We start from the raw sequence: 19,137 nt of genomic DNA, 5'->3' as shown, positions 1-19,137 counted from the left end.
TAGCTCTAATGTTTGACATCTTCAACTTCATCCACAACCTCCAATCTTCCACCAATGACCCCACAACGCACCTTCCTGCTCTCCTTGGGCACGGCAGCCGGTATGGCCCTGGCCGGATGCGCCGCCAGCACGCCCGCTACCACCGCCACCACGCCGCCTGCTGCAACTCCGGCCACGACTGATGCTACGGCCCAGCTCGGCCCCGTGCTGCCCGGCGTCGGGATTGATCCGGCCAATATTGACAAGTCGGTGTCGCCCTGCGACGACTTTTTTCAGTACGCTTCCGGCACCTGGCTGAAGAACAACCCGATTCCGGCCGCCGAGTCGCGCTGGAGCTCCTGGAACGGGCTCATCAACCAGAATGAGGCCGTGATGCGCCAGATTCTGGAAACCTCGGCCGCCAACAAAACCGCCGCCAAGGGCACCAACCTGCAGAAAGTAGGCGACTACTACGCCACGGCCATGGACTCGGTGGCTATTGACAAGGCCGGCCTGAAGTACCTGCAGCCCGAACTAAACCGCATCAATGCGGTGAAAGACCTGCGTGGCCTGCAAACCGAGCTGGTGCGCGCCCAGCGCCTGCAAACCCGCTCGGTGTTCGGGCTGGGCGTGAACCAGGACCGCAAAAAGAGCGACGAGTATGCCCTCTACCTCAGCCAGGGCGGCCTCAGCCTGCCCGACCGGGACTACTACCTCAAGGACGACGCCCGCTCGAAAGCCATCCGCACGGCCTACACCACCTACCTCACCAACACGTTCAAGATGCTGGGCGAAAGCTCGGCCGTGGCCGCTAAAAGCGCCGCCACGGTGCTGCGCCTCGAAACCCGGCTCGCCAAAGCCAGCAAGGACCGCGTAGCCCTGCGCGACCCCTACGCCAACTACAACAAGATGACGGTGGCCGAGGCCGCCCAGAAATACCCCAACCTGGGTCTGCCCGTGATGCTGCCCGCCCTGGGCCTCAGCTCGGCCAAAGAGGTGATTGTGGGTCAGCCCGAGTTCCTGCAGGAAGCCAGCACTGCTCTGAAGCAAGAGCCGCTTGGTGACTGGAAAACCTACCTGCGTTGGCACCTCACCTCGTCGCTGATGTCGGCGCTGCCGCAGTCGTTCGGCGATGAGTCGTTCCGGTTTCAGCAGGTGTTGAGTGGAGCCAAGCAGCAGCAACCCCGCTGGAAGCGCATGCTCCGCGCCACGGATGGTGCGTTGGGCGAAGCCTTCGGCCAGCTGTACGTGGACAAGGCCTTCGCGCCCGAAACCAAGGTGAAGGCCCAGCAGATGGTGGCTAATATCAAGGAAGCCATGGGCGAGCATATCCGCGGCCTGGAGTGGATGAGCGCTGCCACCAAGGAGGAGGCCATCAAGAAGCTCAACGCCTTCACCGTCAAAATCGGCTACCCCGATAAGTGGAAGGACTATTCGGCCCTCTCGATGAGCCGCGAATCGTACCTGAAAAACGTGCTGGCCGCCCGCGAGTGGGAGTCGAAAGACAACCTGAGCCGCTACGGCAAGCCGATTGACCGCGAAGTATGGGGCATGACGCCGCCCACGGTGAATGCCTACTACAACTCCTCGCTCAACGAAATCGTGTTTCCGGCCGGCATCATGCAGCCCCCGTTCTTCGACCCCAAGGCCGACGACGCGGTAAACTACGGCGGCATGGGCGCGGTCATCGGCCACGAAATCACCCACGGCTTCGACGACCGGGGCCGGCAGTCGGACGCCCAGGGCAACCTGCGCGACTGGTGGACCAAGGAAGACGCCGCCGAATTCACGAAGCGCGCCGACATGGTGGGCGCCCAGTACTCGGCCTTCCAGCCCCTGGATTCGGTGTTCGTGAACGGCAAGCTCACGATGGGTGAAAACCTGGCCGACTTCGGCGGCCTGGCCCTGGCCTACTCGGCCCTCGAAAAGGAGTTGCAGAAGAAGTACGGCAGCAACCCGCGCCCCCGCTACGACGGCTTCACGCCCGAGCAGCGCTTCTTCCTGGGTTGGGCGCAGGTGTGGCGCACCAACGCCCGCCCCGAGTACATCCGCCAGCAAGTCCTCACCGACCCGCACTCCCCGGCCCAGTACCGCACCAACGGCCCGCTCATGAACATGCCCCAGTTCTACGAGGCCTTCGGCTGCAAGGAAGACGCCAAGATGGTCCGCGCTCAGAACCAGCGCGCCAACATCTGGTAGCCCAGAACGTCCCGGTCCGGCGGCTGCAAGCCGTCGGGCCGGTCGTCGCGTGCTGAGGTTGCTCAGTGAAGGGTGATTTCAGGAAAGGTGTAGAGACGCGACACTTCGCGTCTCGTCGTTGCTGAGGTTGTTTATCGGGTGCGGTTCCAGTCATTCAACGGCGAGACGCGAAGTGTCGCGTCTCTACACCGTTCAACAGCCGCTGAGCCAATGCCCTGCTGTCACAAAAGCTCCAAGACCAAAAGAGGCCGTCTGCATCATGCAGGCGGCCTCTTTCTTTTTCTATTGAAAAAAATATTTTCCATTGATAATCAATAAGTATGATTTATTCGTAGAATTATGAAAAGTTCGTAATAAGAAAATGGAACGATTAACTCAACCCGAGGAAGAGGCTATGCGGGGCTTCTGGCAGCTGGGCGGCGGCTTCATCAAGGAGGTGCTGGAGCTGCTGCCCGAGCCGCGTCCGCCCTACACCACCCTGGCCTCCACGGTGCGCAACCTGGAGCGCAAAGGCTACCTGACCAGCCGCAAGCTAGGCAACACCTTTCGGTTTGTGCCCAGCGTCACGGCCGAGGAGTACCGCCGCCGCTTCCTGGGCACCTTCGTCGGCGACTACTTCCGCAATTCCTACAAGGAGTTGGTGTCGTTCTTCGCCCAGGAGCAGAAAATCAGCCCCGAGGAGCTGCAGGACATCATCGACATGATTGAAAACCGCAAAACCCGCCCCTGATGCCTGCGCTGCTGCTCTATCTGCTGCAGATGCAGCTGGCCCTTCTGCTGCTGCTGGCAGTGTACTACGGGCTGCTGCGCCGGCTCACGTTTCACCAGCTCAACCGCGGGTACCTGCTGGCGGCGCTGGCCCTGGCGGCCGTTTACCCGGTGCTGGATCTGGGCTGGCTGCGGCCCGCCGTGGCCCCAGCCGCCCCGCTGATGCAGGTAGTGCCCGCCTGGACTGAGGCAACCGGCACGGCCGCCCCGGCTGCTTCTGGCCCTGAGTATGGCGCGTGGCTGTTGGCGGCTTACGGGTTGGGGGCGGCGGGGCTGCTGCTCCGGCTGCTGGTGCAGGGCGCGTCGTTGTGGCGGCTGCACCGGGCTTCCCGGCCGGTGGAGGCGGCGGGGGTGCGGTTTCGGGCGGTGGCGGGGGAGGTGAGTCCGTTTTCTTTCGGGCGCGCCATTTACCTAAACCCGGCCCACCACGCGCCGGCCGAACTGCCGGTGGCCTTGCTCCACGAGCAGGTGCACGTGCGCCAGGCCCACACGCTGGATGTGCTGCTGGGCCACCTGCACCGGGTGCTGGCCTGGGCCAGCCCGGCGGCCTGGCTGTGGCTGCGCGCCACCCAGGAAAATCTGGAGTTCATTGCCGATGCCGCCGTGCTGCGCGAAAGCCAGCTGGCCCCGAAACAGTATCAATACAGCCTGGTCCGGCTCAGTACGCTGGCGGCCGGCTCCCCTTTAACAACCCCTTTCTCCTTTATCACCCTTAAAAACCGTATTCGTATGATGAATTCCCTTCCTTCCGGCCGGCGGCAACTGCTGCGCTACGCCGCTGTGCTGCCTATAGCGCTGGGCTTGCTCCTGACCGCCGCCGCCACCCAGGCTACTCCTGCGGTAGCAACCAGCACCCTGGCCGATACAGAGAAGCCTGCTCCCATCAGCGCCCTGCCGCCGGCCGCGTTGCGGCACATCGTGCAGCAGTACCCTGGCTACCGGCTGATCGGTGTATCGGAAGTACGGGCCGCTGATGGTACCAACCTGCGCTACAAAGCCGAAATAGCCATTGGCCGCCGGCCGGAAAATGTATTGTTCGATGCTCAGGGGCAACCGGTGGTGGTAGCTGAGCCGATTTACTTTCTGGATGGCGAGCGGATCGAAAAAAAAGCACTGGATAACCTGAATCCGGCCACTATTGAAAGCATGAACGTGGTGAAAGGCGCCGCTACGGCCACCTTCGGCCCCGAAGCCAGCAATGGCGTAATCCTGGTTTTTACCAAGCAGAACCGGAACTCGGCCGAGGTGCTGGCATTCATGAAAACGCACAGCATCGTGCTGCAGCCCGCTTCCGGCGCCGATGCGCGTCTTATGGAAAATGCCAAGCAAGGCAAGCCGTTGACGGCCGCCGACCTGAACGGCCGGCTGCTGATGGTGGATGGCCGCGAAGTGAGTCCGGCCGACGTGCAGCTGACGCCCGACAAGCTGGAGTCAGTGTTTGTACTGGATGCCGAGCACGCCGTAAAGAAATACGGCGAAAAAGGTCGACAAGGGGCTATTGTCATCATCACCAAATAACAGATAGCATCCGCCCGATACTCCGCTCCCGCAACCTGCCAGGCTGCGGGAGCGTCTTTTTTCAGTCAAACGAGCCCCCGGGGCGTATATCCCAACTATGAAGCTTCTATCTGTTTCCCTGCGGCTGGCGCTGCGCACGGCCCTGCTGGTGCTGCCGGCCGGCGTATTTGCCCAGGCAGCGCCGGCACCCGCCCCGGTGCAGGCCAGCGCGCCCAGCCTGTATTTCCTCGACGGCCAGCCGTCCACCCAGCAGGCCATCAACGAGCTCAACCGCCGCACCATTGCCAGCGTGAATGTGGTGAAAGGCCCCGAGGCCACCCGGATTTTCGGCGACGGTGCCACTGGCGGCGTGATGGTGGTAGTAACCAAGCGCAACGTGAGTTCCGAGGCTGTGGCCGAGTTCAACCGCCGCTACAACATCCAGCCGCCGGTGGTGCCCGCGCCCCCGGTGCGGCCCTAGCCTGTGACGGCCCGGCTTCCTCCCCAGGAGTGAGCCGGGCCGCCGCGTTTACGGGGGGCTGCGGTCAGCACAGCCAACACGAAGTGCCGTTGGTGCGTATCGGTACCACTGCCCTGTTTCCCGGCCTGCCACCTACCCCTGTTTGCATGACGCCCACCACGCTAGCTGACTTTCTCCACCTCAGCCACCGCCCCGATCTGGGCATCGTGGCCGCCCGCTGGACCCGGCCGGCGGAATCGGGCGAGCTGCGCGCCGGCTACCAGGCCATGCTTCACTACGCCGCCTCCTGCGGCAGCTGCAACCGCTGGCTGATTGACTCGCGCCGCCGCCTGCAGGTAGATGCCCAGGACGTACACTGGCTGACCACCGAGTTTTACCCCACGCTGCGCCGCCACCTCCACGAGCACGTGTACCTGGCGTTCCTGATTGCGCCTTACCAGGCCGACCACGTGCAGGACGACACCCTGCCGCCGCTGCCCTACACCCACGGCGACTACTGCTCCCTCAACCAGTTCATCGACGAAGGCGAAGCGGTGCGCTGGCTGACCTCGCGCAGCTAGGTTTCGCCGAAAACAGGCGGCCGTTGAAAAAGGCAATTTTCAGATAAGCTATTGGATATTGAGGGTAAATATAATATTGGCCCGATTATAGCCGTTATCTTTGGTATTGAGGTAGTATAGGCATTGTTCGCACCTGCCTGCACCACCTGTTTTCGGCTTGTTTCACCCTTTTTTCTTCGGATCATGTTTAGAATAATACTATTGCTTCTGTGTGCCTTCATGGTGTTGCTGGAGCCTGAAACCGTGCTGGCCGCTGCCAGCCCGGAGGCGCCGCTCACGGAAGCTGCCGTATCCGCCACGGATGCCGTAACGCTGATTCCGCGCCCCAACTACAAGCGCTACCGTGGCAACAGCCGCAGCAAAAAGCGCCGCCTGGGCTTCTTCCGCCGCCGGGCCGCCCGCCGCAAAGCCATGCGCAAAGGCCGGCAGAAAGCCGCCGCCCCCAAAGGCCGGATTCAGGTAGATGCGCCAACCGGCACCATGCCGCCGCGCCAATAGTCCGCCTCAGTAATACAATAAGTGCCCAGACGGCCGCTTTTCCTACCCGGGAAAGCGGCCGTTTGCGTGGTAGCCGGCCCGCAACGGAAAAGGCTGGCCGCATAGGCCGCCTTTCAGGCAGTGGCGCCCGTATACAGCGCTGTACCATTTCCTATAGCTGCTATGTTCCGTCTGCTTTCCACTGCCTTGCTGCTGGCCCTGCTGGCAGGTACCACCGCCGCGGCCCAGAACCGCGCCCCGTCCACGCCTACCCAGCGCAAGCTGGGCGCCGTGAAAGTGCCGCCCCCCAATACGCCCATGCCGGCTCCTTCTACAGCCTCCGGTACTACCGCCGGGCAGGGCCAGAATGCCACCACCGCCCCCGGCCTGACCGGCCAGCCTGCCCGCCAGGCTACAGCCTCGCCCGAGCGCCTGCTGCGCCAGCCAGTGCCCGCCCCTCCGCTGGCCACGCCTCCCCGCGCCACCACCGGGGCGGCCCCTAAAAAAACGCCCTAATAACACCCGGCAGCGGTCTTTGAAAAGGGCCGCTGCCGGATTGGAGCCGCCAATGCATGTACCTACACCAACGGGAACTATCTTTGCTCGATGACAGGCCGGCGACAACTTTTGGTGTATTTCGAAAACCCTGCCGGCCAGGTGCTTGAAGACCCCACGCAGCTGGTCCGGATTGTGTGGCGGGCAGGGATCCGCAAGATGAATGAGACGCAGGCGCTGCTGACGCACGCCCGCCTGGCGCTGCAACGATACGGCTGGCACCGGGTTCTGATCAACCAGACCCAAATGGTGCCTTTCACGCCCGAGGAACAGCAATGGATAGGGGCCGAGTGGCTGCCCCTGGCTACTGCGGCCGGCTACCGGCATGGGGCCATTGTGGTGTCGCCGGACGTGATGGTGCGCCTGGCTACGGCCTTCATCACCACCCAGGTTCAGAGCCGCCCGCTGGTCTACCGCTCGTTTGAAGACGAAGCTGAGGCGCTGGCCTGGCTGCAGAAACAGTAAGGCGCCGGCTTCTTCGCGCCAGACAGCAGCCCGCCCGTACCATCGGCCGCTGGCTTTGCTCTGCCGGATGACAGAGCCGGCCACCCCTGGAGTACCCCGAACAGATGGCGCCGGTGGCTGGCCCCGGATACGGCAATTGAGTGGGGGCTAAGCAGTAGCTTTGCTTGGCTGCGGCTATGTGCCGCCCGTATTTTGCGCTGTTTTCCCCCTCTTCGCCATGTCCAACCCGCTTGCTGTTGTCAATGAATATTTCGCGCTGGTTGATGCGTTTGAAACCAGCCCTGCCGCCTACGCCGCCGTACTGCACCCCGAGGTAGTGCAGACGGAGTATCCCAACGGCCTCTACAAAACCCTGCAGACTCGCTCGCTCGCCGATATTCTCCACAACCTGCGCCTGGGCCGCGAGCTACTGCAGGAGCCCCACTTCGAAGTAAGCCACACCCGCCTCTGCGACGACGGCAGCGTGCAGGTGGAAGGCCAGTGGCAGGCCACCGCCACCAGCGACCTGGGCCCGCTGCTGCGCGGCCAGCGCATCATCGCCCACCTCTGCCTCATCTTCGAATTCAAGGACGGCCTGATTTACCGCCAGCGCCGCTACCCCTGCTACGAAATCCTGTAGCCCCGCTGCCCGCAGAGGGCAGTAGCGCGAACTTTGTAGTTCGCGCCACCGCGCCGTTCGGGTGATTTCGTTCTGGGGCGCGAACTACAAAGTTCGCGCTACTGTGCCGCGCTACTATTGGCGCGCCTAGCTCAGCTATAACGTAAGCCGTAGTTGGTCCGTATTGGAAAACAGCCTCTGGAGCAAACCCGGGGCGTTTTCCAACTGGCCTATGCCCGCAACCATTCCAACCCAGTACGTCCGCTTCGATTCCGGCGTCGAGGAAATCCAGCCCAACGAAGAGCAGCTCACCAACGAAACCGTGGAGTCGATGGCGCGGGTGAACCGCTTTATGTTCGAGAAGCACCGCCACGCCATCCGCGACGCCCACGCCAAAAGCCACGGCGTGCTGCGCGGCGAGCTGCACATCTACCCCAACCTGCCCGCGCACCTGGCCCAGGGCATGTTCCGGGAGCCCCGGGTGTACCCCGTGATTCTGCGCCTGTCGTCCGCGCCCGGCGCCATCGACCCCGATACGCAGTCGGCGGTGAAGGGGCTGGCCCTGAAGATTATTGGGGTGGAGGGCCGGAAGTTTCTGGCCGACCAGGCCGACGAAATCACCCAGGACTTCCTGATGGTGAACGACACCATCATTCCAACCGGCGACATCAAGAGCTACCACGACATGCAGCTGCGCCAGGAAAAGGTGTTTCTGCACGCGCCGGAAGTCGTTACTAAAATCATGACTGAGGCCGGCACGCTGGTGAATCAGGCGCTGGATGCCGTGGGCATCAAAAAGGAAATTCCGCTGGTGGTGCCGCCGCACCCCAACAACCACCTGCTGGGCGAAACCTACACCACGCTCGGCTCCATCCGCTTCGGCGACTACGTGTCGAAAATCAGCGTGGCCCCGCTCTCGGCCAACGTGCAGGCGCTGGCCGGCGAGCAAGTAAAAATCACGGAGCCTGCCGGCTTGCGCGATTTGGTGGTGGACTTCTTCCGCACCCAAAGCGCCGAGTACGAGTTGCGCGCCCAGCTCTGCACCGACCTGAAAACCATGCCCGTGGAGGACAGCTCCGTGGACTGGCCCCAGGACCAGAGCCCCTACCAGCCCCTCGGCAAAATCGTCATTCCGGCCCAGGACGCCTACAGCCCCGCCCGCCGCGTGTTTGCCGACGATGTGCTGTCGTTCAACCCGTTCCACTGCCTGCCCGAGCACCTGCCGCTGGGCTCCATCAACCGGGCGCGCATCAAGGCCTACGAAACGTCCTCGGCCTACCGCCACCGCATGAACGCCCAGCCCCGCCGCGAGCCGCGCGACATCAACGAGCTGCCCGACTAGCGCGCCGGGCGAACAAGCTAACAGAACGCCCTTCCAGGTAACGCGTCATGCTGCGCCTGCCGAAGCAGATCTACCGCTTTGTTGTAACGAATGAGTTACGAACGGTAGAGCTGCTTCGGCAGGCGCAGCATGATGCGTTTATGGATGAGCCATTTGTTTCGGTATTCTGGCCGCTGCTCCGGGCTATCCGGGCAGTCGCTCGGCTGCGCCGAGTGACCACTATGCCCCAGCAGCTCTGCTGCGTGCGTCCGCCGGAACTGGGCTAGTGGCGCGACCGGATTCGGAGCATAGCCCCTCAGGCGTAGGGCTCACCTGGCATAGCCGAGCGAGTGCGGGGCCATAGTTAGCCCGGCAACGTACTTGGCCGCGCCAGCTGCCGATACACCCACGGCGCCGTCACGAACATGAACACGCCAAACAGCGCCTGCTCCAGCAGGTTCAGCGGCACCAGCCCCGCCACCGGGGGCTTGAAGTAGCCCGCCAGATACACGTGGGTGTTCACGCTGATGTCCACTGCCATAATACCGGCCGCCAGCGGCACGCCCACGCGCGGCCGCCACCAGACCCGCCCTGCCGTCAGTGGGTCCAGCAGCGTCAGGGTATCCCAGAACACCCCAATGCCCACCGGCACCGGAAACGCCAGCAGCCCCCGCCGCAGAATGCTGGCCGTGTGGGTGTAGGTGCCAATCAGGAAGCACGTGGCGTAGATGGCCAGTACCACCCGAATAGGCCAGGCATAGGAAGGGGTAGCAACAGTTGGGTAGCGCACAACGGCAAGGATACCGACGGCGCAACAATGTCAGCAGCCTTACGGGCCGGACCCTGTAGTACGCGCAGCAGACTTGGCGGCGTTATTAATGGCTGCCATGCAGTGCTCTACTTCTTCGGCGCCGCCAAAAAATAACAGTTTCAGAATCTAGGTTCCGGGAAGGGTGTTTTGTACTTATGTACATACCCAATAATTTTTTCACACTCTTTATTCCGTGGCATATGAGTCTTAGTTACCTGAAGGCGCACCGCTTAGTACTTTGGCTATTGAGCTTGATGGGGCCTGTTATGGCGCTCGGGCAGAATTCAACCTGGCACATGGCCGTAGTTCCGAGCCAGCCTACGGGCAGCAGCAGCAGCGTCAACGCCTCCACCGTAGATGCAGCCGGCAATGTGTACCTGGCCGGCACGTTCTCGGGCACCATCAGCTTCGGCCCTACCACGCTGACCAGTGCGGGCGGTCTGGATGTGTTTATAGCTAAATGGGACGCGTCCAGCAATAGCTTCGTCTGGGCCCAACGCGGTGGCGGCTCCGACGACGATATCAGCAAGTCGGTGGCGGTGCTGGGCAGCAATGTGTACGTGGCCGGCGACTACCGAAGCACCCAGGTAACCTTCGGGAGCACCGTGCTGATCAACCAGGGAACCCCCCAGGGTATGTACATTCCCCAGGATGTGTTCGTGGCTAAGCTCACCGATACGGGCAGTAGCGCCAGCTTCGCCTGGGCTCTGCGCGTGAGCGGAGAGTACACGGAATCCGCGGCGGGCCTGGCGGTCAGCGGTACCAACGTGTACCTGGCCGGCCAGTTCAACAGCCCCACCCTGGCGCTTGGCACGGTTTCCCTCACGAACATCAACCCGGGCGGCACGGTCCCGAGCTTCATTTCGGATGTGTTTTTGGCGCGGCTGAGCGATGCAGGCAGCAGCGGTGGCATTGCCTGGGCCGAGCGGGGCGGTGGGGTCAACAACGAGTCCTGCGTCGCGATAGCAGCCCAGGGCAATGACATCTACCTGAGCGGGGTATTCAGCTCCCTTTCCGGCGCTGCCACCACTACCTTCGGCACCACTACCCTGACGGCATCCAGCGTCCGCTACCCATTGTACGTGGCCAAGCTTACCGACAATGGCGCCCCCCGCCAGTGGGCCTGGGCCGTACAGGCCGGCAGCCCCGATATCAACTACCCCGTTGGTCTGGCCGTGTACGGCTCAAGCGTGTACTCAGTCGGCTCTTTTACCAACCTGGCACCGGCCGTCTTCGGCAGCCAATCGATGCCGGGAGTGGGCAATGTAAACCTGTATCTGGCCAAGCTGACCGACGCCGGCAGCAGTGCCAGCTGGACGTGGGTACGTGGCAACGAGGGCTCAAGCGGCAGCATACGCGGCTCCGCCCTGCACGCCTCGGCCGCCGGCCTCTTTCTGCTGGCCAATTACAACGACAATGGGGTGAAGCTCGGCTCCGTTTCGTTGCCGGTGCCCGGTGGCCAGATCATCCCGGTAATTGCCCGTCTTACCGATGCCGGCGCTACCAGCAGCTATAACTGGGTGCAGGTGGCCAGCAACTCAACCACCAGGGTGTCGCTTTCAAGTTTAGCCGTTCGAGGGCAGCAAGTCTACGCGGCCGGCAGCCTGAACAGCCCGACGGCCACGTTCGGCAATTATACTGTTACCGTCCCCAACGCTAGCACCCCAATCGGCTCCCGCAGCGCGGGCCTGCTGGTGGGCCTGACCGACAACACCATTCTGCGCAGTGGCACTCCCGCCTGGGCTGCTGATCTGCACCTCACCCCTAACCCGGCCCACGGTCGTGTCGGGGTGAGCTTGCCAGCCGGGGCAAGTGCCAGACCGGTTACGCTTACCCTAACCGACGCCTTAGGTCGCGCGGTGCGCAGCAGCACCCACGGGTTGGCGGCCAGCGGCCGGGGGCCGGAACTGGATCTGCTGGGCTTGGCTCCTGGGTTTTATGTACTGCGCGTGCAAGCCGGCCAACAGTACGCCGTGCGCCAGCTACTTGTGGAATAGAATGCCTTTTTACCAAAGACCATGGGCACCGCAGTTGCGGCAGGCGACGTAAAAAGAAGGATGATTAAGAATATAAAGAAAAGGCTCGCTTTAAAGCGAGCCTTTTCTTTATATAAAATGAGCTCCTTACGAACCGCAAGCCTCGCAGGCGTCGGGGTTATCCAGGGAGCAGGCCATGTCGGAGGCGTTCTGGGCCGATACGTTCAGCGGCTCCAGGGTCTCGGCGGCTTGCTTCTGCACCGTGAACTTGATGGCGTCGGCGGCGGCTTTGGTGCGCAGGTAGTACATGCCGGTTTTCAGGCCCTTCTTCCACGAGTGGAAGTGCATGCTGGTGAGCTTCCCGAAGTTCACATTCAGCACGTGCAGGTTCAGGCTCTGGCTCTGGCAGATGTACGCGCCCCGGTCGGCCGACATGTCAATGATGCGGCGCTGCGAAATCTCCCACACCGTTTTGTACAGGTCCTTGATGTGCTGCGGGATGGTGGGGATGTCCTGCACCGAGCCGTTGGCGGCAATGATGGCGTTTTTCATCTGCTCGTTCCACAGGCCCAGCTTCACCAGGTCTTTCAGCAGGTGCTTGTTCACCACCATGAACTCGCCGCTCAGCACGCGGCGCACGTAGATGTTGGAGGTGTAAGGCTCAAACGACTCGTTATTGCCCAGAATCTGAGCGGTAGAAGCGGTAGGCATAGGCGCTACCAGCAGCGAGTTGCGTACGCCATGCTCCATTACCTGAGCGCGCAGCGTGTCCCAGTCCCAGCGGCCGGAGTCGGGCTGCACGTTCCAGAGGTCGAACTGGAATTTGCCCTCGCTCAGCGGCGAGCCGGGGAAGGTTTCGTAGTGGCCGTCGCGGATGGCCAAATCCTTGGAGGCCGTCATGGCCGCGAAGTAGATGGTCTCGAAGATGTCCTTGTTCAGGCCGCTGGCTTCGTCGCTCTCGAAGGGCATGCGCAGGGCAATGAACGTATCGGCCAGGCCCTGCACGCCTAGCCCGATGGGGCGGTGGCGGCGGTTGCTGCGCTCGGCCTCAATTACGGGGTAGTAATTGATGTCGATAACCTTGTTCAGGTTCAGCGTGGCGTGGTAGGTAACCTCGTAGAGCTTCTGGTGGTCGAAGATGAGGTTGCCGGCTTCGTTGGGGCGCACGTAGCGGGGCAGGGCCAGCGAGGCGAGGTTGCACACGGCAATTTCGTTCTCGTCGGTGTACTCCATAATCTCGGTGCAGAGGTTGGAGCTCTTGATGGTGCCGAGGTTTTTCTGGTTGCTCTTGCTGTTGGCGGCGTCCTTGAACAGCATGTAGGGCGTGCCGGTCTCGGTCTGGCTTTCCAGAATGGCAAACCACAGCTCCTGGGCCTTGATGGTCTTGCGGCCGCGGCCTTCGCGCTCATACTTCTGGTAGAGCTTCTCGAACTCCTCGCCGTAAGTGGTGTCCAGGCCGGGGCACTCGTGGGGGCACATCAGCGTCCAGTCGCCGTTGGCTTCCACGCGCTTCATGAACAGGTCGGGCGTCCAGAGGGCGTAGAACAGGTCGCGGGCGCGCATTTCCTCCTTGCCGTGGTTCTTTTTCAGGTCCAGGAAGTCGAGGATGTCGGCGTGCCAGGGCTCCAGGTAGATGGCGAAAGCGCCTTTGCGCTTGCCGCCGCCCTGGTCCACGTAGCGGGCCGTGTCGTTGAACACCTTCAGCATGGGCGTGAGGCCGTTGCTGGTGCCGTTAGTGCCTTTGATGTAGGAGCCCGTGGCGCGCACGTTGTGCACGGCCAGGCCAATGCCGCCGGCGCTCTGCGAAATCAGGGCGCAGTTCTTCAGCGTGTCGTAAATGCCCTCGATGGAGTCGTCCTTCATCGTGAGCAGGAAGCACGAGCTGAGCTGGGGCTTGGGCGTGCCGGCGTTGAACAGCGTAGGCGTGGCGTGCGTGAACCACCGCTCGCTCATCAGATTGTACGTCTCGATGGCGGCGGCAATGTCCTCTTTGTGAATACCCACGGCCACGCGCATAATCATGTGCTGGGGCCGCTCCACCACCTTGCCGTCGAGGCGCAGCAGGTAGCTGCGCTCCAGCGTCTTAAAGCCGAAGTAGTCGTAGTTGTAGTCCCGGTCGTAGATGATGGCCGAGTCGAGGGTAGCGGCGTGGGCGTGCACGATTTCCCACACGTCCTGGGCAATGAGGGAAGCGTTTTCGCCGGTTTTGGGGTCCTCGTAGGTGTGCAGCCGCTTCATGGTGCTGCTGAACGACTTGCTGGTGACCTTGTGCAGGTTGCTCACGGCAATGCGGGCGGCCAGGATGGCGTAGTCGGGGTGCTTGGTGGTGAGCGAGGCGGCGGTTTCGGCAGCCAGGTTGTCCAGCTCCACGGTGGTCACGCCGTCGTAAATCCCGTCGATAACCTTTTTGGCTACCTCAATCGGGGAAATGAAATTCTGGTTGAGACCGTAGCAAAGCTTCTCGATGCGGGCCGTAACCTTATCGAATTTCACGGATTCGCGGCGGCCGTCGCGTTTGAGTACCAACATAAGCGTAGCAGTTGATGTGGGGAGTGTTGGGGTATGGCAGAGCCGCTCGGTCAGGAGGCGGCAGCAGGTCGGAAACAGCTCGAAGGAGGCCCGCTCGTAACGGCGCGGTATCCATTGATAGCGGAAGTTATTTCTATCTGGGCTGTAGGACAAACCTTCTTTTCAGAAGTTTTCCACATAAGCCTAACGCAATGCAGTTCAGGGGCTTTTTCGGAATCCGAAGGCCGCTATATAGCCTTAGGCGCCGCCCGAAATTGGGGTTGGCAGATTGGCGGCGAAATGCTATCTGGCACCAGCCGCCCCGGCCGCCCGCCCCCAAAATACCAACGGTCTGCCGAAGACCGGCAGACCGTTGGAGAGGGAAAACAAGCGGCGCGGCACCAGCCGCCGGGGGCTAGTTGAGCAGCACCTTTTCGGTTTTCAGCAGCGTGCCACTCTGGATGGTGGCCACGTACATGCCCTTGGGCAGGTGGGCCGTGCTGACCTGATTGAGGCGGCCGCGCAGCGTGGTTTGCAGCATTACCCGGCCCTGCAGGTCGCGCAGGGTGAGCTGGTAGGCCGTGGCCTCGCACTCCACGGTCAGGTGGTCGGTGGCCGGGTTGGGGTAGAGCTTAACCAGGGCGGGCTGCTTGGCCGTGGTGGCAGACAGCGGCGCACACGCCGCTCCAAATCGGCCGTCGAGGTAGCGCAGGCGGGCGCTCAGCCAGGTGGCCATGTAGTCAAGCTGGGTGCTGCTGGCCTCGTAGCCGTCCCAGGCGCGCTGCTCCCGCTCGTACACGTTGTTCTTGAGCAAAAACTGGTTGTTGGCCGCAAAGCGGGCCATGATGCTTTCCTGCGTAATCACGCTCTGGCGCAGCGCGGCCCAGCGGGTGCGCAGCTGGTCGCGGAAGCCGTTGGGTGAGCAGTCCATCTGCAGCCGGTCGTAGAAGCCATTCGACAGCAGGTCCTCCACCGGGCCGGTGTTGGCGCCCGTCCAGTCGGTGCCGAACACGCCGTCCAGGTCCCACGGCACGTAGTAGTAGGGCTCGCCTTTCTTGTATTTGGCGATGTAGAGGTTTTTGCCGGTGTTGTCGGAGGCGCGCAGCAGGTTCAGCAGAATGAAGTAGTCGACGGCGTTGCGCAGCTCAAACTTCTGCTTGTAGGTGCTGAAGAACTCCTGGTCGGAGCTGTTCTTCACGAAATCAACGAAGTTGTAGAGGTTGGTCCAGTTGATTTCCTCTTCCGGGTGCTTGTACTCGAAGCCGCCCCAGGTTTCGCTGGCGTTGTCGAAGGGCGGCAGGGCCGTGAAGGTCGTGGCGCCGCCTTGCCAGTCGGCGCCTTTGTAGAGTTCCCCCACAATGCCGTTGTTGTGCTTCTTCAGCTTGAGCTGCTTGCGGTCGACCCGCTCACTCAGGGCGTACACGCCGCGGTACTCACCGTTGACAAACACCTCCACGTACTGCATGTTGATGCCGTTTTTGGCGTCGGGCTCCAGGTTTTTGTAGTAGATCTGGTGGATGTCCTGCCACAGCTCGTTGGACACCTTGCTGCGCACCCGCAGCGGCTCGTTGTAGAGGGCCTGCAGGTTGTACTTGTTGTCGGTGCGCATGCCCAGCAAGGCCACGTCGCGGCTGCTGGCGCCGGTCGTGTCGTTCCAGAAGCTCAGCTCAAACGATTTCTTGGGGTTGGCCTGCGAAGAGCCGCCCCGAAACTCAATGCCCATAGCCGACGTCACCACGGCTCCGCTGGGCTGCGCAAGCGAGAAAGTGGCGTAGATGCTCGGACTATCCACAATGTCCTGGCGAGCCGTGATGCGCACGATGGGCAGCTGCGTGAAGTAGAGCGTGTAGCTCTCCCCCTCCAGCTTCACCTGATACGACGCGTTGGTGGCTACGCCCGTCACCGTCTGGTCGAAGGTGTACAGACTATCTAATAATATATGGCTTTTTATATTTTCGCCGTTACTATTTAATTCGGCCAGGCCACTGTTAATTACAATGATATTTTTCTGGCGGTCGATGTGGTAAAAATTCGAGGCCACCACCAGCGTATCCGTGTTGGAGGCAACGGCGCTAAGCATCGTTATCAGCAATAAAGCGGCCGTAAGCAGGTAATTTTTTAGGGTAGTTTTTTTACACATGGAGTAGGTAGTAAGGGAAACAGTAGAAAAAAATATTTCTGGCTAAATGGAATGATCTGCCGACGCCTGATGTGTTTGCATGGTCCTGCGCAAGCAGTGGGCTACACGTAGCTGCAGGCCGCCAAACCACGGCAACTACGGGGCCGGCAGCCGCAGCAAAACGGCCCGCTAAGGCGTCAGCGGCCGATTGGGGAAAGCGCAGGTAGCTGGGAAGCCGCACCGGGCAACGGTGCCGGAAGCAGGCCGGAGTGTGCAGGCCGATAGAGCGTGGGCCGGAAAAAGCAGGAGCTGAACTGCCCGGATACCGGCGCAGTAGCAGAATAAATAACCATCACGGGATAGATTGAAAAGAATAGAAAGAAGACAGGGAAATAGAAGGAAAACCGGGGTAGATTGAAGCTGCGTAAATCACGCAACTACTATTGCTGTACCAGCAGAATAGAAGCAGGGAGGTAGAATAAAAAAGCTACGCCGAAGTGCGTAGTATTTTATAAATCAGGCTGCGAAATAAGAACAAAAACGCCACTCTAGAGTAAGATGGAATAATGTTCTTTGTCCAATGCTATTTGTTGTGAGGCCAGTCCTAATGAAGTCTTTTTATTGCCACACACTATGCTGTGCCGCCTGGCTTTATGGCCTGTTTGCATTTTCCACGGAGGCCTCGGCCCAGCGCTTCGCCGCCATCGGCGACTATGGCTTTGCCGGTACGCCCGAGCGCGACGTGTCGCAGCTGGTGAAAAGCTGGAATCCGGAGTTCATCATCACCCTCGGCGACAACAACTACGACCTGGGCGACTCCACCACCATCGACCAGAACATCGGCCAGTACTACCACACCTACATCGGCAACTACAAGGGCCGCTACGGGCCGCGGGCGTCCACCAACCGGTTCTTCCCCTCGCTCGGCAACCACGACTACTACACCCGCAACGGTGAGGCCTACCGCGACTATTTCACGCTGCCCGGCAACGGCCGCTACTACGACTTCGTGCGCGGCGACGTGCACCTGTTTGCCCTCAACAGCGACCCGGCCGAGCCCGACGGCATCGGGGCCACCTCGGTGCAGGCGCAGTGGCTGAAGGCGCGGCTGGCGGCCTCCCGGTCGCGCTGGAAGGTGGTGTATCTGCACCACGCGCCCTATTCGTCGGGCTACCACGGCAACACACCCGCGCTGCAGTGGCCGTTTCGGGAGTGGGGTGCCTCGATGGTGCTGGCCGGCCACGACCACCACTACGAGCGGCTGGACGTGGACGGGCTGGCCTACTTCGTGAACGGGCTGGGCGGGCGCAGTCTCTACCCTGTTCGTCCGCAGCGGGTGCCGCAAAGCCAGTTCACCTACACCGGCAACTACGGCGCCATGCTGCTCAGCGCCACCCCCGACAGCCTGACGCTGCAGTTCTACACCCGCAACCGTGTGCTGGTCGATACGCACGTGCTGCACTATGTGCCGGGCACCCAGCCCATGCTGTACCCGGTAGCGCCCAACCCGGTGCAGCAATCCGCCACGATAGAATACTTTCTGCCGACTGCCGGCGCAGTGGAGCTACGCCTGCTGAATGCCCTGGGGCAGCAGGTTGCGGTGCTGCAGAAGGCGTCGGTGCGCGCCGGCATCCACCGGCTGCCCTGGACCCGCGACGCACTGCCGGCGGGCCTCTACTACGTGCAACTGCTCGGCAGCAACTTCTCGCAGACCACCCGGGTGGTAGCCTTGTAGCAACGGCCATCAGGCCCCAACAGAACAGCGCCCCTCCCAGCGGCTTTGCAGCAAGTAGCTGCGGGCCGGTTGGGAGGGGCGCTGTTCTGTTGGGGCCTTCCTGAGAAGGAAGAGAGCTTAAAAGTCCTCGTCCAGCGAGAAGGCGTTTTCGGTCCGCTCACTCATCACGCCGGCCTTCTGGTACTCGGCCACGCGCTTCTCAAAGAAGTTGGTTTTGCCCTGCAGCGAAATCATCTCCATGAAGTCGAAAGGGTTGGAGGCGCCATACACCTTGCTGTAGCCCAGCGACTCCAGCAGGCGGTCGGCCACGAACTCGATGTACTGGCTCATGCTCTTAGCGTTCATGCCAATCAGGTTCACGGGCAGCGCGTCGGTTACAAACTCCTGCTCAATCTGCACGGCATCCTTGATGATTTCGTGCACGCGGGCTTCGGGCAGCTTGTTCTGCAGGTGGTCTTTGTAGAGCAGGCATGCGAAGTCGCAGTGCAGGCCTTCGTCGCGCGAAATCAGCTCGTTGGAGAACGTGAGGCCGGGCATCAGGCCGCGCTTCTTCAGCCAGAAAATGCTGCAGAACGAGCCCGAGAAGAAGATGCCTTCCACGGCCGCGAAGGCAATGAGACGCTCGGTGAAGTTCTCGGAGTTGATCCACTTGATGGCCCAGTCGCCCTTCTTCTTCACGCACGGCACCGTTTCCAGGGCGTTGAAGAGGTAGTCTTTCTGCTTGGGGTCTTTGATGTAGGTGTCGATCAGCAGCGAGTAGGTTTCGGAGTGGATGTTTTCCATCATCACCTGGAAGCCGTAGAAGCAGCGGGCCTCGGCCATCTGCACCTCCTGCATGAAGTTCACGGCCAAGTTTTCGTTCACGATGCCGTCGGAGGCCGCGAAGAAGGCCAGCACGTGGCTGATGAAGTGCCGCTCGTTGTCGCTGAGGGCTTCCCAGTCTTTCTGGTCCTGCGAGAGGTCAATTTCCTCGGCCGTCCAGAACGAGGCTTCCGCCTTCTTATACATCTGCCACACATCGTTGTGCTGGATGGGGAAGAGGACGAATCGGTTGGGATTCTCGGTAAGCAGCGGTTCCATAACTGAAA

At 61.6% G+C, this 19,137-nt stretch carries 17 protein-coding genes; 13 read left to right on the top strand and 4 right to left on the bottom strand.

Annotated features, from left to right (window positions below; translation table 11 throughout):
• Positions 1–54 precede the first annotated feature (54 nt).
• The 11 genes from O9Z63_RS16590 to O9Z63_RS16540 all read left to right on the top strand — a co-directional run bounded on the left by O9Z63_RS16590 (position 55) and on the right by O9Z63_RS16540 (position 9,187).
• Positions 55–2,178: a M13 family metallopeptidase gene (locus O9Z63_RS16590; protein WP_270126458.1), complete on the top strand. Its 2,124-nt coding sequence runs from the start codon at positions 55–57 to the stop codon at positions 2,176–2,178.
• Positions 2,179–2,539: 361 nt separating this feature from the next.
• Positions 2,540–2,908 carry a BlaI/MecI/CopY family transcriptional regulator gene (locus tag O9Z63_RS16585; RefSeq protein ID WP_270126457.1) on the top strand — a complete coding sequence of 123 codons (369 nt, stop codon included), beginning with the start codon at positions 2,540–2,542 and terminating at the stop codon, positions 2,906–2,908.
• On the top strand, positions 2,908–4,464 hold the full coding sequence (locus tag O9Z63_RS16580) for a M56 family metallopeptidase (protein ID WP_270126456.1): 1,557 nt from the start codon (positions 2,908–2,910) through the stop codon (positions 4,462–4,464). Before O9Z63_RS16585 ends, O9Z63_RS16580 begins: the two co-directional genes overlap by 1 nt.
• Positions 4,465–4,561: 97 nt before the next feature.
• Positions 4,562–4,924, top strand: a complete 363-nt coding sequence (locus O9Z63_RS16575; RefSeq protein ID WP_270126455.1) for a TonB-dependent receptor plug domain-containing protein — start codon at positions 4,562–4,564, stop codon at positions 4,922–4,924.
• 146 nt (positions 4,925–5,070) lie between these two features.
• The gene (locus tag O9Z63_RS16570) at positions 5,071–5,484 is read left to right on the top strand and encodes a hypothetical protein (RefSeq protein ID WP_270126454.1); all 414 of its coding nucleotides are present in this window, start codon (positions 5,071–5,073) and stop codon (positions 5,482–5,484) included.
• Between the two features lie 183 nt (positions 5,485–5,667).
• Entirely contained in the window at positions 5,668–5,982 is a 315-nt protein-coding gene (locus O9Z63_RS16565; RefSeq protein WP_270126453.1) for a hypothetical protein, read from the top strand.
• 162 nt (positions 5,983–6,144) lie between these two features.
• Positions 6,145–6,477 (top strand): hypothetical protein, encoded by a 333-nt coding sequence (locus O9Z63_RS16560; protein WP_270126452.1) that lies wholly within the window; start codon positions 6,145–6,147, stop codon positions 6,475–6,477.
• Between the two features lie 111 nt (positions 6,478–6,588).
• Positions 6,589–6,981 carry a SpoIIAA family protein gene (locus O9Z63_RS16555; protein WP_270126451.1) on the top strand — a complete coding sequence of 131 codons (393 nt, stop codon included), beginning with the start codon at positions 6,589–6,591 and terminating at the stop codon, positions 6,979–6,981.
• Positions 6,982–7,198: 217 nt separating this feature from the next.
• Positions 7,199–7,600: a nuclear transport factor 2 family protein gene (locus O9Z63_RS16550; protein WP_270126450.1), complete on the top strand. Its 402-nt coding sequence runs from the start codon at positions 7,199–7,201 to the stop codon at positions 7,598–7,600.
• Between the two features lie 211 nt (positions 7,601–7,811).
• Positions 7,812–8,921 carry a catalase family protein gene (locus O9Z63_RS16545; RefSeq protein WP_270126449.1) on the top strand — a complete coding sequence of 370 codons (1,110 nt, stop codon included), beginning with the start codon at positions 7,812–7,814 and terminating at the stop codon, positions 8,919–8,921.
• A 47-nt stretch (positions 8,922–8,968) separates the two neighbouring features.
• A complete protein-coding gene (locus O9Z63_RS16540) occupies positions 8,969–9,187 on the top strand; it encodes a hypothetical protein (RefSeq protein ID WP_270126448.1) in 219 nt (72 codons plus the stop codon).
• 77 nt (positions 9,188–9,264) lie between these two features.
• Here the strand turns inward: O9Z63_RS16540 and O9Z63_RS16535 are convergent, their stop codons facing one another.
• Positions 9,265–9,690 carry a hypothetical protein gene (locus tag O9Z63_RS16535; RefSeq protein WP_270126447.1) on the bottom strand — a complete coding sequence of 142 codons (426 nt, stop codon included), beginning with the start codon at positions 9,688–9,690 and terminating at the stop codon, positions 9,265–9,267.
• Positions 9,691–10,007: 317 nt separating this feature from the next.
• On the opposite strand from O9Z63_RS16535, the gene O9Z63_RS16530 reads away from it, so the two are divergent.
• The gene (locus O9Z63_RS16530) at positions 10,008–11,708 is read left to right on the top strand and encodes a T9SS type A sorting domain-containing protein (protein ID WP_270126446.1); all 1,701 of its coding nucleotides are present in this window, start codon (positions 10,008–10,010) and stop codon (positions 11,706–11,708) included.
• Between the two features lie 126 nt (positions 11,709–11,834).
• On the opposite strand, the gene O9Z63_RS16525 is transcribed toward O9Z63_RS16530, so the two are convergent.
• Both O9Z63_RS16525 and O9Z63_RS16520 read right to left on the bottom strand, forming a co-directional pair.
• Positions 11,835–14,216 carry a ribonucleoside-diphosphate reductase subunit alpha gene (locus O9Z63_RS16525; protein ID WP_270126445.1) on the bottom strand — a complete coding sequence of 794 codons (2,382 nt, stop codon included), beginning with the start codon at positions 14,214–14,216 and terminating at the stop codon, positions 11,835–11,837.
• Between the two features lie 394 nt (positions 14,217–14,610).
• Positions 14,611–16,275 carry a CotH kinase family protein gene (locus O9Z63_RS16520; protein WP_270126444.1) on the bottom strand — a complete coding sequence of 555 codons (1,665 nt, stop codon included), beginning with the start codon at positions 16,273–16,275 and terminating at the stop codon, positions 14,611–14,613.
• A gap of 646 nt (positions 16,276–16,921) precedes the next feature.
• On the opposite strand from O9Z63_RS16520, the gene O9Z63_RS16515 reads away from it, so the two are divergent.
• Positions 16,922–18,049 (top strand): metallophosphoesterase, encoded by a 1,128-nt coding sequence (locus O9Z63_RS16515; RefSeq protein WP_270126442.1) that lies wholly within the window; start codon positions 16,922–16,924, stop codon positions 18,047–18,049.
• Between the two features lie 117 nt (positions 18,050–18,166).
• Here the strand turns inward: O9Z63_RS16515 and O9Z63_RS16510 are convergent, their stop codons facing one another.
• A complete protein-coding gene (locus O9Z63_RS16510; protein ID WP_071884505.1) occupies positions 18,167–19,129 on the bottom strand; it encodes a ribonucleoside-diphosphate reductase small subunit in 963 nt (320 codons plus the stop codon).
• Positions 19,130–19,137 lie beyond the last annotated feature (8 nt).

The organism is Hymenobacter yonginensis (assembly GCF_027625995.1).
Classification (GTDB): domain Bacteria; phylum Bacteroidota; class Bacteroidia; order Cytophagales; family Hymenobacteraceae; genus Hymenobacter; species Hymenobacter yonginensis.
The sequence above is the reverse complement of the archived record's forward strand: the minus strand, read 5'-3'. Positions and strand labels throughout refer to the sequence as shown.